Genomic DNA, 16,154 nt, shown 5'->3' on the forward strand with positions numbered 1-16,154 from the left:
GGCGTGCGCCAGTGCTGCACTAGACTCGGCCGCTTCGCTCGCACTGGAGTCCTCGCAAGTGGCGGCCTACCTGATCCGACGCCTGTGGCAGATGATCCCGACCCTGCTGGGCGTGGTCCTGCTGGTGTTCTTCCTGTTCAAGTATTTCGGTGCCGATCCGGCCGTGGTGCTGGGCGGCCTGAACGCCAGCCCGGAGATGGTGGAGTCGATCCGCGAACAGCTGGGCCTGAACAAGCCGGTGTGGGAACAGCTCTGGATCTTCATCAAGCAGATCGTCACCTTCGACTGGGGCAAGAGCTGGGCGACGCATGAGTCCATCGGCCACCTGTTCGCCACGCGCATGCCGGCGACGCTGACGGTGATGATCCCGATCCTGATCCTGCAGGTGGTGCTCGCGATCCCGTTCGCGCTGGCCGTGGCCTATGTGCGTGGCAGCCTGACGGACCGGATGGTGATGATCCTGACGACCGTGGCCGTCAGCATCTCGCTGCTGGTCTACGTGATCCTGGCGCAGTACGTATTCGCCTTCCGCCTGGGCTGGTTCCCGGTGCAGGGCTGGAGCGACAGCACCTGGACGAACCTGAAGCAATACGCGCCGCTGCCGGTGCTGACGGTGGTGATGGTGGCGCTGGCGCCGGAGATCCGCCTCTACCGCAGCTTCTTCCTCGACGAGATCGGCCACGACTACGTGCGCACCGCGCGCGCCAAGGGCATGAGCGAGAACACGGTGCTGTTCAAGCACGTGCTGCGCAACGCGATGATGCCCATCCTCACCAATGTCTCGGTGGCCCTGCCCGGCATCTTCGTCGGCTCCTTCCTGATCGAGGTGTTCTTCTCGATCCCGGGCCTGGGCCGCGAGATCCTGCTGGCGGTGAACCGCGCGGACTACCCGGTCATCCAGGCCTTCTCGATCTACCTGGCCTTCCTGACGATGGTGGTCAATCTCGTGACGGACCTGCTCTACAAACTGGTCGATCCGCGGGTGGTGCTGAAATGAACGCAGCCGTGAGCAACGCATCGTTCGTCAGGCCCTCTGAAGGTGTCTGGCTCGCCGCCTGGCGGCGCCTCAAGGGCGATCGTGTCGGCATCGTCTCGATGCTGATCGTCGGCCTGTTCCTGCTGCTGGTGCTGGCCGCGGCGACGGGCCTGGTGGCGAAGGACTGGCAGAAGGAGCTGGGCGTGCCCAACGCCTCGCCCACCTTCATCGGCCCGGCGCCGCCGGAGGCCACCGGCACGATCGCCGTGCCGACCGGCCCGAACGTGGACCTCAGCGACATCGACCCGCTGGTGCCGCGCTACAAGGAGTGGGCCGAGCGCGCCGCGCAGTACAAGACGACCGACACGGCCAAGGCCGAGACCCTGCCCTTCGGCGGCGACCGGCTCGGCCGTGACGTGATCGCCAAGGCGATCAAGGGGGCCGAGGTGTCCATCCTCGTCGGCCTGCTGGCGGCGCTGGTGGCGACGATCATCGGCACCGTGCTGGGCGCGCTGTCGGGCTTCTTCGGCGGCGTGGTGGGCGACGTGCTGGAGTGGGTCTACAACGTGTTCACGGCGATCCCCAGCATCCTGCTGGTGTTCGCGTTCGCGGCCATCGTGCAGCGCGGTGTCGGCTCGGTCGTGCTGATCCTGGCGCTGACCGGCTGGACCGGCATCTACCGGCTGATCCGCGGCGAGTTCATCAAGCACTCGGTGCGCGAGTACGTGCGCTCGGCCGAGGCGATCGGCGCCTCGCGCACGAGCCGGATGTTCAAGCACATCCTGCCCAATGTCTCGCACGTGGCGCTGGTGCAGCTCTCGCTGCACGTCGTGGCCTTCATCAAGAGCGAGGTGATCCTGTCCTATCTGGGCCTGGGCGTCGGTGTCGACCAGGTCAGCTGGGGCACGATGCTGGCCGAGGCGCAGTCGGAGCTGATCCTCGGCTACTGGTGGCAGCTCGTAGCGGTCACCGCCTGCATGGCCGTGTTCGTCACCGCCTTCGCGTTGTTCACCGATGCGCTGCGCGATGCGCTCGATCCGAAGCTGCGAGGTCTGGAATGAGCTTGCTGAGCATCCAGGACCTCAAGGTCTCGTTCCGCATGGGCCGCCATAACGGCGAGATTCAGCGCACACAGGCCGTCAAGGGCATCAGCTTCGACGTGCCGGAGAACACCACCGTCGCGCTGGTCGGCGAATCGGGCTCGGGCAAGAGCGTCACCGCGATGTCGATCCTGAACCTGCTGCCCGACAACGCCGAGCGCGAGGGCCGCATCGAGTTCCAGGGTCGCGATCTGTTGCGCGCCTCGCTGCGCGATCTGCAGGCCATCCGCGGGCGCGAGATCGCCTGCGTGTTCCAGGATCCGATGAGCTCGCTGAACCCGGTGTTCAGCGTGGCCGAGCAGATCATGGAGCCGCTGGTGAAGCACCTCGGCATGGGCCGCCGCCAGGCGCTGGCGCGTGCGGAGGAGTTGCTGAACGAGGTCGGCATCCCGGAGCCGAAGCGGCGGCTCTCGGCCTACCCGCACGAACTGTCCGGCGGCCAGCAGCAGCGGGTGATGATCGCCGTGGCGCTGGCCTGCTCGCCCAAGCTGCTGATCGCCGACGAGCCGACCACGGCGCTCGACGTGACGATCCAGCGCCAGGTGATGGACCTGCTGGCGCGGCTGAAGGAATCGCACCGGATGAGCCTGCTGTTCATCTCGCACGACCTGGGTGTCGTCGGCGAGGTGGCGGACCACGTCGTCGTGATGCGCCACGGCCAGGTGCGCGAGCAGGCGCCGGTGGCCGCCATCTTCGGCAACCCGCAGGACGACTACACGAAGGCCCTGCTGGCCTGCCGGCCGAGCATCGACGCGCAGAACAATCCGGCGCGGCTGATGGTGATCGACGACCACATCGCCGGCCGCGCCGCGCAGCAGACGGGCAAGGCCAAGGACCCGAACGCCCCGGTCGTCCTCGAAGCCAAGGGCCTGAAGAAGAGCTTCTTCTTCAAGGCCGGCCTGTTCGGCCGCCGCGAGTTCCCGGCTGTGCGCGGGGTGGACTTCCAGCTCCGCAAGGGGCACACGCTGGGCATCGTCGGCGAATCCGGCTCCGGCAAGACGACCACCGGCCTCACCTTGTTGCGCCTGCACGAGCCGACCGGCGGCCAGGTGCTGTTCGAGGGCCGCGACCTGCTGACGATGAACGGCGCCGAATGGCAGAAGATGCGCCGCCGCATCCAGATCGTGTTCCAGAACCCGTACGCCTCGCTGAACCCGCGCTTCACGATCGGGCAGACCTTGCTGGAGCCGATGGAGATCCACGGCATCGGCGCCAACACCGCCGAGCGCGCCGCACGGGCCAGCGAGTTGCTGAAGAAGGTGGGCCTGGACGATTCGGCCCTGCACAAGTACCCGCACGAGTTCTCCGGCGGCCAGCGCCAGCGCGTGGCGATCGCGCGCTGCCTGACCCTGCAGCCGGAGGTGCTGGTGCTGGACGAAGCAGTCTCGGCGCTGGACGTCTCGGTGCAGGCCCAGGTGCTGAACCTGCTGAAGGATCTGCAGGACGAGTTCGGCCTCAGCTACGTCTTCATCAGCCACGACCTGGCCGTGGTGCGCTTCATTGCCGACGAGGTGCTGGTGATGCAGAACGGCGCGGTGGTCGAGCAGAACGAAACGCGCTCGCTGCTGGCGGCGCCACAGCAGGACTACACGAGGCGCCTGCTCGGCGCGGTGCCGCGCGGCTACCAGCCGGCCTGAACAACAGACCTGAGGCCGCTGAAGATTGCCATTAGGGCGACTACTCTCGGGCGAATCCCGCAGCCTGCCTACACTGCGCGCTTACAAATTCGAACAAAAGCAGTGGCCGAGGCATGCAAAAGCCGAGCGATCGATACATACAGGCGCCGATAGCGAGAATTACGCCGCGCCGATCGCCAACGGCCCGCTGACCGGAAATGGCAGACTTCTGCGCTGATTCCGGCCATGCCGCCACGACCGATGAACCGGGCTAACGCCTCACCTCAACGCCACCTCCGCCCGCCCCGGCGCGGGCGCTGGGCGCTTGCCTGCGTGGCCGCCCTGGCGGCAGCCGTGGGCTCGGCGATGCTCATCGGCAGTCGCCCGGCCAGCTCGGCAGGCAGCGAGGCGCGCAGCGTGGCCGCCCAGATCGCCCATCAGCTCGACGGCCTGGAGCGTACGGGCGCCGCCCAGCCGGCCACGCACGACGCCGAGCTGCAGGAGCTGATCACGCGTACCGCTCCCGGCAGCGGCGAGCGCGCGGAAGTGCTGGCGCAGGCCGGCGCGCTGGCCGCGCTGGCGCAGGACCGGCTGCGCGTCGATGCCTTCGCACAGCAGCTGCGCGCCTGGCCGAACCCGGCCACGCACGCGCAGGCGACGCTGGCCCTGGCCTATGTCGAGGGACAGTTCTTCTACAAGGGGCAGCAGGACGTGCGCGAGGCGCGCAAGGTGCTGGCCGGCATCGATGCCGAGCCGCTGCGCAAGGCCCCGGCGGCCGACCTGATCCGCGTGCACAACCTGCGCGCGCTCGTGCGCATGGATGCCGGCGAGCTGGACGACGCGATCGCCGATGGCCACCACGCCCTGCGCCTGGCACAGGGTCTCGGCCAGAGCTGGCGGGTGGCTCAAACGCTGACCCAGCTCGCGCTGATCTACTACCGCGCCGAGCAGCCGGACCGCGCCAAGCAGACGGTCGCCGAGGCCGCCGAGCAGGCAGCGCTCGATCCGGATCCGATCCTGATCTACAAGCTGCAGACGATCAAGGGCATCATCTACTCGCGCGACGCTGACACCAGCACCGCGCAGCGCGCACTGCTGGCCGCCGTGGAGCAGGCCTCGCAAGCGGGCGCCGAGTCCTTCAGCGCGCAGGCGATGGCCAACCTGTCCGACTCCTACCTCCATTCCGGCAAGTTCGCCCGCGCGCTGGAACTGGCGCAGGCCGCGCTGCCGCTGGCGCGCAAGACGCGCAACCTCAACGCCGAGATCACCGCGCGGCAGAACCTTGGCCTGGCCAAGATCTCGATGGGCCGCGTGGCCGAGGGCAAGATCGACACCCGCGCCGCGATCACGCTGGACGAGCAGCAAGGCGCCACCACCGGCGTCACCGAGAGCTGGCAGGAGCTGGGCGAATACCTGGAGCGCGCCGGCGACCTCACCGGCGCCATCGAGGCACACCACGAGTACCGCCGGCTGATCGACCAGGTGCTGCGCGACGACACCCGCAAGGCCGTGCTGGAAGCGCAGGAGCGCTACGACGCCGACCAGCGGACCAAGGAGATCGAGCTGCTGAACCGCGACAACAGCCTGATGGCCGAGCAGATCCGCGCCCGCGACCTGGAGCTGGAGCTGTGGGCCTCGCTCGCGGGCTGCATCGTCGTGACCTCGGCGCTGATGGTGCTGTTCTACAAGCGCGTGCGCCGCACCAACGAGGCACTGGCGAGCAGCAACGCGAAGCTGAAGATCCAGAGCGAGCGCGACCCGCTGACGGGCCTGGCCAACCGGCGCCACTTCCAGTCGGCGATCAAGGAACTGGCCGCGGACGGCAAGCTCGACGGCAGCCTCTTCCTGATCGACATCGACCACTTCAAGCGCATCAACGACCAGCACGGCCACGCGGCCGGCGACACGGTGCTGGTCGAGGTGGCGCGGCGGCTGCGCAGCGCGCTGCGCGAGGACGACCTGGTCGTGCGATGGGGCGGCGAGGAGTTCCTGATCGCCGTCAAGGCGCGCGAGCCGGCCTTTGCGCAAGGCCTGGCCCAGCGCCTGCTGGACCTGATCGCCGCGCCGATCCACCACGGCGGCCAATTGATCCCGACGACCGGTTCGATCGGCTTCGCCAGCTTCCCGCTGGCGCCGAACGAGCTGCGACTGGAATGGGAGCGCGCGATCGACCTCGTCGACACCGTCATGTACATGGCCAAGGCGCATGGCCGCAACAAGGCCTACGGCGTGGAGCACGTCGACGCACACGATGAGCAGGAACTGGCGCAGATCACCGCCGCCGTCGAGCCCGCCTGCCATGCCGGCCGGCTGAGGCTGGTGGCGCTGCAGGGGCCGGTGGGCCGGGCCGAGAGCAGCGAGGTCCGGCCATGAGGACGGCGTTCGTCGCAACGATGCTGGCGCTACTCGGTGCCGTGGCCGCGCAAGCCGCGCCAGGCCCCGACGAAGCGCAGCTGCAAGCCGTTGTCGACCTGGGCCGCCGCCAGCCCGAGCAGGCCCTGAAGCAGCTGGCCGAGCTGCGCGCCGCACATGGGCCATCGGCTCGACTGGACTATGCCGAGGCACGCACGCAGCTGGAGAACGGCGACAGCGCCGCCGCGCTGGCGCTGGCCGAGCAACTGGCCGGCCAGCCGGGCGAAGCCGCCCACGCGGCGCTGCTGCGCGCGACGGTGGCGACGCGGCAGGCGCAGATCAAGCAAGCCGGGGACGCGGCCCAGCAGGTTGCCGACCTGCTGGGGCCAGCCTGCCAGGGCGAGGACCTCGCCGCGCTTCGCAGCGCCCGGGCTTGCGATTTCCGCACGCTATCGGAAGCCATGAGCATCCTCGCCGTGCAGCAGGATCGCCGCGGCGCGGTGACGGCCGCGCAGGCGCTGTACAAGCGATCGCTGCTGCTGGCCGAAGCGGGGGGCTATGCCGAGCAGGCCTCCCAGAGCGCCGGCCTGCTCGCGGTACTCAGCGCGGATCAGGGCAACTATGCCGAGGCGCACGAATGGCTGCAGCGCGCCCGCTCGTTCAGCGGCGCGGACAAGATGCTGCAGATGCACGCGCGCAACTTCGAGTCCATGGTGAGCTCGCGGCTCGGCGACAAGCCCGGCCGGCTGCATGCGTTGCAGGAATCGCTGCGCCTGGCGCGCGAGGTCGATGCGCCGCGCTTCATCGCACGCGAGCAGAACAACCTGGCCGACTACTACATGCACCAGGGCGATCCGGCACATGCGCTGGCGCTGTCGCGTGAGGCGCTGCCGGTGGTGCTGCGCTACAAGGACCGGCGCAGCGAGCGCGTCCTGCGCCACAACATCTCGGTCGCGCTGCTGCAGCTCAAGCAGGTGGACGCGGCGCGACGCGAGATCGCACGCGTCGAGGAGCTGCGCCGCGGCCAGCCCGACACCACACAGCGCATCAACGAGCTGCGCGAGCTGGGCGAGGCCTGGGCCAGCGCCGGCCAGCCGAAGGAAGCCATCGCCCTCTTCCACCTGGAGCGCCAGCTCACCGCCGAGGCCAATGCCCGTAATCGCGAGGCCTCGCTGAAGCAGCTGCAACTGAAGTACGACAGCACCCGCGAACGGCACGACCTGGACCTGCTCACCCGCGACCGCGACCTGAAGGACCGCCAGCTCTCCAACCGCCGTCTCGGCCAGCAGCTGGGCATCGCCGTCGCGGTGCTGATGGGCCTGTCGCTGGTGCTCGTGGGCGTGATGATCAAGCGCGTGCGCGACGCCAACAAGCGCCTGCGCGCCAGCCAGGCGCTGCTGCGCGCGCAGAGCGAGCGCGACCCGCTCACCGATCTGGCCAACCGCCGCCACTTCCTCGCCGTGATGGAGCAGCAGCAGGCGCTGATGGCGGCGCCCGCACAGTTCTCCGGCGCGCTGCTGATGGTGGACATCGACCACTTCAAGCACGTCAACGACCAGCACGGCCACGGCATCGGCGACGTCGTCATCTGCGAGGTCGCGCGCCGGCTGGCCCATGCGGTGCGCACCGAGGACCTGGTCGTGCGCTGGGGCGGCGAGGAGTTCCTCGTCTTCGCACCGGACGTCGGCCAGGAACAGCTGAGCCTGCTGGCCGAGCGCATCCTGCAGACGGTGGGCGGCAGCCCGGTCGACACCGAGGACGGCCCGCTGCGCGTCACCGTCTCCGTCGGCTTCGCCCACTTCCCGCTGCCGCCGGCGCAACTGCCGGTGCACTGGGAGCAGGCCGTCAACTGGGCGGACATGGCGCTCTATGTTGCCAAAGCCCAGGGGCGCAACCGAGCGATGGGGATCGCGACCGTGGATGCGCGCGACACGGCGGCGCTGGGCGAGATCGAGGCGGATTTCGAGGCGGCGTGTACGTCGGAGAGGGTGAGGATGGTGCAGGTGGCAGGGCCGGCTTGAGCTGGATGTTGCAGTTCGCCACTGCCACGGCGCCGGGTCTCGCCCCGGCACCGCCGCAGTAGTACCCAACTATCCATGACGCATAACGCGCAAACCAAACGACAAAAGCCCCGCAGTGGTAAACTCCGCAAATAGATTCGCACGAGACCGCTTCTTCTAAGGTCTTATCTGCAGCCCCGCCAGCCTTCCCCAGGCTCCCTCTCGCGAGCGGCTCGCTACAGCTTCCTCCCAGCTGATTGCTCTTGAGTGTTTCTGTCTTCGCAGGCCATGTCGGTCGCGGAGGATTTTCGTCGGCCTTCGAAAGAGGGCCGGGCGGGCCTGTCGGCTTGCCCATCATTCAAACCGCGCCTAGACGGTTCATCCCGATCAAGGCGCACACCTCAAAAGAACATGCACAACAAAAGCATTGAGGTGGGGCGTTTCCTTGTCTCACCCATGACCCGACCCGATGACGACGGACGTTTCGTCGCTTCGGTTTCCATTCGCTCCGGCAAAGGCATGAGCAGCGTCGACCGAGTCTTCCGATTCAGGTCCAGCTTCTCCAACGCCCGCGCCGCACTGCAGTACGCCACGGCCGAAGGAACGGCCTGGGCGCTGCAGCGCTGATCGACCACAACAACGAGGAGGGCCCCATGGCCAAGGAAGAACTGATCGAGATGCGTGGCATCGTGAACGAAGTCCTGCCGGACTCGCGGTTCCGGGTCCGTCTCGACAACGGACATGAGCTGATCGCCTACACCGGCGGCAAGATGCGCCGGCACAGCATCCGCATCCTGGCCGGCGACAACGTGTCGCTGGAGCTGTCGCCCTACGACCTGACCAAGGGCCGGATCACCTTCCGTCACCTGGACCGGCCGTCCTCGCCGATGCCGGCGCGGCCGAAGACCTTCCGCCGCTAAACGCAGGCAAGCTCAGGCCGCAGCGGCGTACAGCCGCTCGGCCTCGACCGGCACCTTCACCGCCTTGTCCGCCAGCGAGCCGGTGATCGCAAACTCCGGCTGCGCGGTGTCGCGCCGGCGTGGCGCAGCCAATGGCTCGCCCTGGGCCGTGGCGATCGCGCAGACCAGCGGCATGCTGGCATGCGCACCGCGGCGCACGACCACAGCCATCTCGCCGCAGGCCAGGCGCACGAAGCTGCCCGGCGGGAAGATGCCCATCTCCTTGATCAGCATCGCCGCCACCGGGTGGCCGGCGCTGGCCATGTAGAGATCGCGCGCAGCCTGCTGCGGCGGCACCGGGTTGCGGTCCGCGCGGCCGGCATGCTTGGCGAGAAAGATGTCGACGAAGCGCAGCATCTGCGCCATCTCGCTGGGGTTCTGCAGGCGGTGCGGATAGCCGCCGCCGGATTCGTCCTCGTGATGCTGCGCCACCGCGGTGAGCCATTCCTCGTCGTCGATGGCAAAGCCCAGGCCGGCCTGGCGCAGCAGGGCGACGCTGTCCTCCGGATGGCGCTCGATCGAACGGCGCTGCGCCGCGCTGGGAATGCCGCCACGCACGGCCATCTGGCCCTGCAGCTCGACGATGGACAGGTTCATCGACAGCGCCGCGCCCAGCAGGTTGTGCAGACGATCGGCCGACCAGCCGGCACGGCGGGCCAGCAGTGCGCAGAGGCCGGCAACGTGCAATGCATGCGCGCTGCCGTAGTTCTCGTAGTGGCGGCTGTGCTCGTGCCGCATGACGGAGAAGATCAGCCGGTCCGGGCTCGTCTCGGCAAGGCTCGCGATGACGGCCGCACAGTCGCGCAGCCGCTTCAGGAAATCCGGCGCAGCGGGTTCGCCCAGCAAGGTGCGCAGCCGCCCCTGCAGGCGCAGCCAGCGCTCGAAGAAGCCGCTCTCGACGGCGGCACGCTGGCTGTCGATGCGGGTCTGGACCTCGCGCAGCTCGTCGGCATCGATGCCCACGCCCTGCGCCAGCAGCCGCTCGCGCATCGCCTCGTCGGCCACCGTCTGACCGCGCGGCAGCAGCAGGCCGCCGCGTGCATCGCGCACGTTGAAGGGCAGGGCCGCACCGACGCGCAACCGCGCTGCCACGCGCTGCAGCGGGATCAGGGTCGGCATGGCTGTGGGCGGCGGGCCCGTCGTCGCGGAGCTCAAGTCCATTGATTGTTTTCCTCCCATGGACCGCTCTCGAGTCGGCCTCGTTCTCATTCAACCCCAGTCGAGTCATCGCAGAGCAAGAGCCGGTCCCGGGCTGCGCGAACAAAATCACGCGATACCTTTCGGCGGATCAAAATGCCGACGATGAAAGCCGCCTCCCCCACCCTCGACGAGCTGCGCCGCTACGCGATCGCCCGCAGCCTGTTCAAGCCGACGACGCTGCCGCGCGCCATCGCGAAGCTGGGCTTCGTCCAGGCCGACCCGATGCGCGCGCCGGCCCGCGCGCAGGACCTGATCCTGCGCCACCGCGTCACGAACTACCGCGCCGGCGAGCTGGAACAGCGCTACGCCAGGCTGAAAATCGAGGAGGACTGCTTCGTCAACTACGGCTTCGTGCCGCGCGACTGGCTGCCGCTGCTGCACCCACGCACGCCGCGCAAGACCTGGGACGCCGCCACGCACGAACGCGCGCAGGCCCTGCTGGCCGCCGTGCGCGAGCGCGGCCCCACGCATCCCAAATCGCTGCTGGATGAATTCGCCCACCACGGCCGCATGCCGGGCTATTGGGGTGGCGAGCTGAACGTCAGCACGCAGCTGCTGGACGGGCTGCACTACCGCGGCCATCTGCGCGTCAAGCGGCGCGACCAGGGCACGCGGATCTACGAGGCGATCAGCCATCCCGAGCAGGACCAGAGCGACGCCGCCCGGCTGGAGCGCGCCACCTTGCTGCTGGACCGCGTGGTCGCGCTCTACGCGCCGCTGCCCTCGGCCAGCCTCGGCTACCTGACGAGCCTGCTCGGCTACGGCGTGCCGCACCTGCGTGCCGAGGCACGGCACGCCTTCAGCAAGGCGGCAAGGACGCGCTACGCGCACGCAATCGTCGATGGCCAGACCTGGTACTGGCCCGCCGATGAGAACCCGCGCTCCAAGCGTCACGCCCCCGACGAGCGGCTGCGCCTGCTGGCACCGTTCGACCCCGTCGTCTGGGACCGCCGCCGCTTCGAGACCCTGTGGGGCTGGGAGTACAAGTTCGAGGCCTATGTGCCGGCGGAAAAGCGCCGCATGGGCCACTACGCGCTGCCGCTGCTGTGGGGCGAGGAGATGCTCGGCTGGGCCAATCTGAGGCTGGACAAGGGCCGGCTGAAGCACGAGCTGGGCTTCATCGGCGCCCGGCCCAAGGGCGCGGCCTTCAAGCTCGCGCTGGCCGAGGAGCTGGAGCGGATGCGGCTATTCCTGGGCTGCGAGTAGCGCCGCTGCCACTTCCGCGAAACCCGCGCCGCGCTCGCTCCGCGTGACGTAGGTAGGCAGATGGCGCATCCGCGGCGCGAAGCGGGCGATATTGGCCACGCCGACCGACAGCGGCATGCGCTCGAACATCGTCTCGTCGTTCGTCGAGTCGCCGACGTAGAGCCACTCCTGCGGATTGAACGGCACATGCAGCGCCGTCTCGACGGCCCAGCGCGCGCCGGTCCATTTGCTGTGCTCTCCGATCCAGCCGTTGATGTGGATGGAGCTGACCGTCGCACGCAGGCCGTGCTCGCGCATCACCGCGCAGACGGCGTCGATCTGCGCGGCGTCGAGATGGGCGAACTCGCTGTGGTCGATGGCAATGTCAGTCTCGCGTCCGACGCTGTCGACCGACCGCATCGCGCCGGGTACCGCTGACAGGACTGCATCCACGCATGCCCGAAGACGCAGGGCATTGGCCGTGCGGACCGAAGGCTTCTGCACGTAGTACGCGCGCAGCCGGTCATCGACCGACCGCAGCATCACTGCACCGTTTTCGGCCACGATGGCCGCCACGGGCCACGCAAGAGCGAACGGCCGACTCCAGCCCGCCGGCCGACCGGTGATCGCGATGACGGGCATGCCCGCGTCATGCAGCCGCTGCAGCGCCACCAAGGCCACGGGCTCGATGCGGCCGTCGGCCGTCAGCGTGTCGTCGATATCGGTCAGCACGCCGCACAGCGTGCGCAATTGCACGGGCGGGCAGAGTTCGAAGGCTTGCACGCGGGCATTGTCCATGCCGCTGAAGCTTGCGATTAGAATTCGCGGCTTCCGAGGAGCGTTGCAACCTCAGCACCCTTTGAGGCCAGGCTCGGAATCAATACTGCAACCGCGCTCACCCGCACTGTCTGGACGTGGGTGATCGATTCCGCTCGAGAGACCCGTCAGGCATTGCGGCCCCATTCTTCTGGAGCAAGCAATGAGCACGACCACGACGCTGTCCGCCGACCAATACCTGATCAAAGACCTGAGCCTGGCGCCCTGGGGCCGCAAGGAACTGAGCATCGCCGAGAGCGAGATGCCGGCCCTGATGGCCATCCGCCGCGAGTACGCCGCCACGCAGCCGCTGAAGGGCGCGCGCATCACCGGCTCGCTGCACATGACGATCCAGACCGGCGTGCTGGTCGAGACGCTGCAGGCGCTGGGCGCCGAAGTGCGCTGGGCCTCGTGCAACATCTTCTCCACGCAGGATCATGCCGCCGCCGCGCTGGTGGCTGCCGGCACGCCCGTGTTCGCCTACAAAGGCGAGACGCTGGCCGACTACTGGGACTACACGCACCGCATCTTCGAATTCGCCGGCAAGGGCGAAGCGGGTGAAGGCCCCAACATGATCCTGGACGACGGCGGCGACGCGACGCTGCTGATGCACCTGGGCCAGCGGGCCGAGAAGGACCTCTCCGTGCTGGCCAACCCGGGCAGCGAGGAAGAGCGCGTGCTGTTCGCCGCGATCAAGGCCAAACTGGCCGTCGACTCGAGCTGGTACACCCGCAAGAGCGCCGAGATCATCGGCGTGACCGAGGAGACGACCACCGGCGTGCACCGCCTGAAGGAGATGAGCGACAAGGGCACCCTGCTGTTCCGCGCGATCAACGTCAACGACTCGGTCACCAAGAGCAAGTTCGACAACCTGTACGGCTGCCGCGAATCGCTGGTGGACGGCATCAAGCGCGCCACCGACGTGATGATCGCCGGCAAGATCGCCGTGATTGCCGGCTACGGCGACGTGGGCAAGGGCTCGGCGCAGGCGATGCGCGCGCTGTCGGCCCAGGTGTGGGTCACCGAAATCGATCCGATCTGCGCGCTGCAGGCGGCGATGGAAGGCTTCCGCGTCGTGACGATGGAATACGCCGCCGACAAGGCCGACATCTTCGTGACGACCACCGGCAACAAGGGCGTGATCCGCCACGAGCACATGGCAGCGATGAAGCACAACGCCATCGTCTGCAATATCGGCCACTTCGACAACGAGATCGACATCGCCTCGATCGAGAAGTACGAGTGGGAAGAGATCAAGCCGCAGGTCGACCATGTGATCTTCCCGGACGGCAAGCGCATCATCCTGCTGGCCAAGGGCCGCCTGGTGAACCTGGGCTGCGGCACGGGCCACCCGAGCTACGTGATGTCGTCCTCGTTCGCCAACCAGACGATCGCCCAGATCGAGCTGTTCGCGCACAAGGCCAACTACGAAGTCGGCCAGGTCTACGTGCTGCCCAAGCACCTCGACGAAAAGGTCGCACGCCTGCAGCTCGTCACGCTGAACGCGCAGCTGAGCGAGCTGACCGACGAGCAGGCCGCCTACATCGGCGTGAGCAAGTCGGGCCCGTACAAGCCCGACACCTACCGCTACTAAGCAAGCGATGCGTGCCGATCAGTTGCTCGTCGCACAAGGCCTGGCGCCAACGCGTTCGGCCGCGCAGCGGCTGATCGAGCACGGCGCCGTGCAGTGCGCGGGCCGGGTGCTGAAGAAGGCCGGGGAAGACCTGGCCGAGCATCAGCAGCTCGTCGTCACCGACGACGCCGAGCTGCGCTACGTCTCGCGCGGCGGGCTCAAGCTCGAAGGCGCGCTGAAGCACTGCGGCATCGCCGTGCAGGGCCTGCAGGCGCTGGACATCGGCCAGAGCACCGGCGGCTTCACCGACGTGCTGCTGAAGGCCGGCGCGGGGCACGTGACCGGCATCGACGTCGGCCACAGCCAGCTGCATGCGGCGCTGCGCGAGGACGCCCGCGTCACTGCGCTGGAGAACACCCACGTCCGCGAATACCAACCAGGACGCACGTTCGAGCTGATCGTCGGCGACCTGTCCTTCATCTCCATGCTGGGCGAACTGCCTCGCATCGCTGCCTGGCTCGCGCCGGGCGGCCAGCTGCTGCTGCTCATCAAGCCGCAGTTCGAGCTGGGCAAGAAGGCGCTCAACAAGGGCGGCCTCGTCAAGGACCCCAGGCAATACGCCGAGCTGGAAGTGCGCGCCCGCGAGGCCATCGCGCCGCTGCCGCTCACGCTGCGCGACTGGTTCGAAAGCCCCATCACTGGCGGTGATGGCAACACCGAATTCTTTCTCTGGGCCCATTCATGAAGACCCCCGTCAGTTTCGAATTCTTCCCGCCCAACACGCCCGTCGGCAGCGAGAAGCTGAAGACCGTCGTGCAGGAGCTGAGCGTGCTGAAGCCCGAGTACTTCAGCGTGACCTACGGCGCCGGCGGCTCCACGCGCGAGAAGACGCTCGCCACCGTGATGAACATCGCCGCCGCCGGCCATGAAGCCGCGCCGCACCTGAGCTGCGTGGGCTCCACCCGCGAGAGCATCGCCGAGATCCTCGCCACCTACCGCGCGCAGAACATCCGCCGCGTCGTCGCGCTGCGCGGCGACCTACCCAGCGGCACCGCCTTCGCCGGCGAGTTCCGCTATGCCTCCGAGCTGGTGAGCTTCATCCGCGAGACGCAAGGGCCGGACTGGTCGATCGAGGTCGCCGCCTATCCCGAGTACCACCCGCAGCAGCGCTACGCCGCGCGCGACCTGCAGCACTTCGCCGACAAGATGAAGGCCGGCGCCAGCTCGGCGATCACGCAGTTCTTCTTCAACCCGGACGCGTTCTTCCACTTCGTCGAGCAGGCGCGCAAGCTGGGCGTCGAGCAGCCGATCATCCCGGGCATCATGCCCTTCCACAACTACGCCCGCATCGCGCAGTTCGCGGCGCGCGACGGCATCGAGATCCCGCGCTGGGTGGCGTTGAAGATGGAAGGCTTCATGGACGACGCCGCCTCCATCCGCGCCTTCGGCCTGGACGTGATGACCGGTGTCTGCGAACGGCTGATCGCCGGCGGCGTGCCCGCGATCCACTTCTACACGCTGAACCAGTCGGCGCTGACGCTGGAACTGTGCAAGCGGCTCCAGCTGGGATGAAGTGCGCAGTCGTCGCGGCCCTGGCCGCGATCCCGCTGTTCGCCAGCGCCCTGCCCTGCGGCTTCGACACCACCACGCTCAGCTTCGCCGGCACGCCGGAGACACAGGCGCGCTGCCTGCTGCGCTACGTGTCGCGCGGTGGCGTGGTCGATGCGAAGCCGGCCACCTTGCCGCCGCTGCTGGCGTCGCTGGTCGGCACCACCGCGCCCTCCGTCGACTTCATCCGCTATGCCGCTGGCAAGCCGGTTTCGGAGATCGGCGGCGATCTCGGCCAGCGGCTCGAGCGCGTGCGCTACTTCGTCATCCACGACACCAGCACGCCCTGGCTCGGCGATGCACCGGACTTTCCGCCCAATGACGCGCCCGAGCTGAACCGCATCGCCCACTACGCCGGGCCGAACGCGGTGGCGCACGTGTTCGTCAACCGCCTCGGCGAGACGGTACTGGGCCACGACTTCGCCGAGCCCTGGCGAGCGACGAAGTTCGAGACCAAGGTCATCGGCCAGCCGGCCAAGGGCCTCTTCGTCCACATCGAACTGATGCAGCCGCGTCGGCGCGATCCGCAAGGCTCGCCCAAGAACGACCTGATCGCCCCGCTGCCCGGCTTCACCCCCGCGCAGTACGAGAAACTTGCCCTGCTCTACGCCGCGGCCAGCGCCCGCGCCGGCCACTGGCTGGTGCCGGCCTTCCACGCCGATCTCGACGAAGGCCTGGACGATGCGCACGACGATCCCCAGCATTTCGAGATCGACGCCTTCGCCGCCGCGCTGCAGCGGCTGCTCGACCACCTCAAGGAGTTCTAAAA

The 16,154-nt window shown here is 68.3% G+C and carries 14 protein-coding genes and 1 riboswitch; of the genes, 12 read left to right on the plus strand and 2 right to left on the minus strand.

The features are described 5' to 3' along the window. The first annotated feature begins 58 nt into the window (after positions 1 to 58). The 7 genes from SNE35_RS03385 to infA all read left to right on the plus strand — a co-directional run bounded on the left by SNE35_RS03385 (position 59) and on the right by infA (position 8,964). Complete coding sequence (locus tag SNE35_RS03385) at positions 59 to 997, plus strand: ABC transporter permease (protein ID WP_320421607.1); 939 nt, start codon at positions 59 to 61, stop codon at positions 995 to 997. Beyond that, complete coding sequence (locus SNE35_RS03390) at positions 994 to 2,037, plus strand: ABC transporter permease (RefSeq protein ID WP_320421422.1); 1,044 nt, start codon at positions 994 to 996, stop codon at positions 2,035 to 2,037. Before SNE35_RS03385 ends, SNE35_RS03390 begins: the two co-directional genes overlap by 4 nt. Next, positions 2,034 to 3,713, plus strand: coding sequence for an ABC transporter ATP-binding protein (locus SNE35_RS03395; RefSeq protein ID WP_320421423.1), 1,680 nt, complete (start codon positions 2,034 to 2,036; stop codon positions 3,711 to 3,713). Before SNE35_RS03390 ends, SNE35_RS03395 begins: the two co-directional genes overlap by 4 nt. 240 nt (positions 3,714 to 3,953) lie before the next feature. Further along, complete coding sequence (locus SNE35_RS03400; protein ID WP_320421424.1) at positions 3,954 to 6,065, plus strand: GGDEF domain-containing protein; 2,112 nt, start codon at positions 3,954 to 3,956, stop codon at positions 6,063 to 6,065. Continuing rightward, the gene (locus SNE35_RS03405; protein ID WP_320421425.1) at positions 6,062 to 8,065 is read left to right on the plus strand and encodes a GGDEF domain-containing protein; all 2,004 of its coding nucleotides are present in this window, start codon (positions 6,062 to 6,064) and stop codon (positions 8,063 to 8,065) included. The genes SNE35_RS03400 and SNE35_RS03405 overlap by 4 nt, the downstream gene beginning before the upstream one ends. Before the next feature lie 390 nt (positions 8,066 to 8,455). After that, entirely contained in the window at positions 8,456 to 8,671 is a 216-nt protein-coding gene (locus tag SNE35_RS03410; RefSeq protein ID WP_320421426.1) for a hypothetical protein, read from the plus strand. Between the two features lie 26 nt (positions 8,672 to 8,697). Beyond that, a complete protein-coding gene (infA, locus tag SNE35_RS03415; RefSeq protein WP_320421427.1) occupies positions 8,698 to 8,964 on the plus strand; it encodes a translation initiation factor IF-1 in 267 nt (88 codons plus the stop codon). A 12-nt stretch (positions 8,965 to 8,976) separates the two neighbouring features. On the opposite strand, the gene SNE35_RS03420 is transcribed toward infA, so the two are convergent. Next, the gene (locus SNE35_RS03420; protein ID WP_320421428.1) at positions 8,977 to 10,164 is read right to left on the minus strand and encodes an HD-GYP domain-containing protein; all 1,188 of its coding nucleotides are present in this window, start codon (positions 10,162 to 10,164) and stop codon (positions 8,977 to 8,979) included. Between the two features lie 141 nt (positions 10,165 to 10,305). Between SNE35_RS03420 and SNE35_RS03425 the strand changes: the two genes are divergently transcribed. Continuing rightward, positions 10,306 to 11,409 carry a DNA glycosylase AlkZ-like family protein gene (locus SNE35_RS03425; protein WP_431312702.1) on the plus strand — a complete coding sequence of 368 codons (1,104 nt, stop codon included), beginning with the start codon at positions 10,306 to 10,308 and terminating at the stop codon, positions 11,407 to 11,409. Here the strand turns inward: SNE35_RS03425 and SNE35_RS03430 are convergent. Then, positions 11,389 to 12,186: an HAD-IIB family hydrolase gene (locus SNE35_RS03430; RefSeq protein ID WP_320421430.1), complete on the minus strand. Its 798-nt coding sequence runs from the start codon at positions 12,184 to 12,186 to the stop codon at positions 11,389 to 11,391. The genes SNE35_RS03425 and SNE35_RS03430 overlap by 21 nt on opposite strands. Before the next feature lie 29 nt (positions 12,187 to 12,215). Then, a riboswitch (S-adenosyl-L-homocysteine riboswitch) is annotated at positions 12,216 to 12,292 on the plus strand. A 75-nt stretch (positions 12,293 to 12,367) separates the two neighbouring features. On the opposite strand from SNE35_RS03430, the gene ahcY reads away from it, so the two are divergent. From ahcY to SNE35_RS03450, 4 genes are read left to right on the plus strand one after another with little or no spacing between them, the layout of a single operon-like run. After that, positions 12,368 to 13,798: an adenosylhomocysteinase gene (gene ahcY / locus SNE35_RS03435; protein ID WP_320421431.1), complete on the plus strand. Its 1,431-nt coding sequence runs from the start codon at positions 12,368 to 12,370 to the stop codon at positions 13,796 to 13,798. 7 nt (positions 13,799 to 13,805) lie between these two features. Then, positions 13,806 to 14,522, plus strand: coding sequence for a TlyA family RNA methyltransferase (locus SNE35_RS03440; RefSeq protein WP_320421432.1), 717 nt, complete (start codon positions 13,806 to 13,808; stop codon positions 14,520 to 14,522). Beyond that, positions 14,519 to 15,349, plus strand: a complete 831-nt coding sequence (gene metF / locus SNE35_RS03445; protein WP_320421434.1) for a methylenetetrahydrofolate reductase [NAD(P)H] — start codon at positions 14,519 to 14,521, stop codon at positions 15,347 to 15,349. Before SNE35_RS03440 ends, metF begins: the two co-directional genes overlap by 4 nt. Continuing rightward, positions 15,346 to 16,152, plus strand: a complete 807-nt coding sequence (locus SNE35_RS03450; RefSeq protein WP_320421435.1) for a hypothetical protein — start codon at positions 15,346 to 15,348, stop codon at positions 16,150 to 16,152. Before metF ends, SNE35_RS03450 begins: the two co-directional genes overlap by 4 nt. Positions 16,153 to 16,154: the final 2 nt, after the last annotated feature.

The sequence above is a fragment of the Roseateles agri genome (assembly GCF_034043675.1).
Lineage (GTDB): Bacteria > Pseudomonadota > Gammaproteobacteria > Burkholderiales > Burkholderiaceae_C > KK5.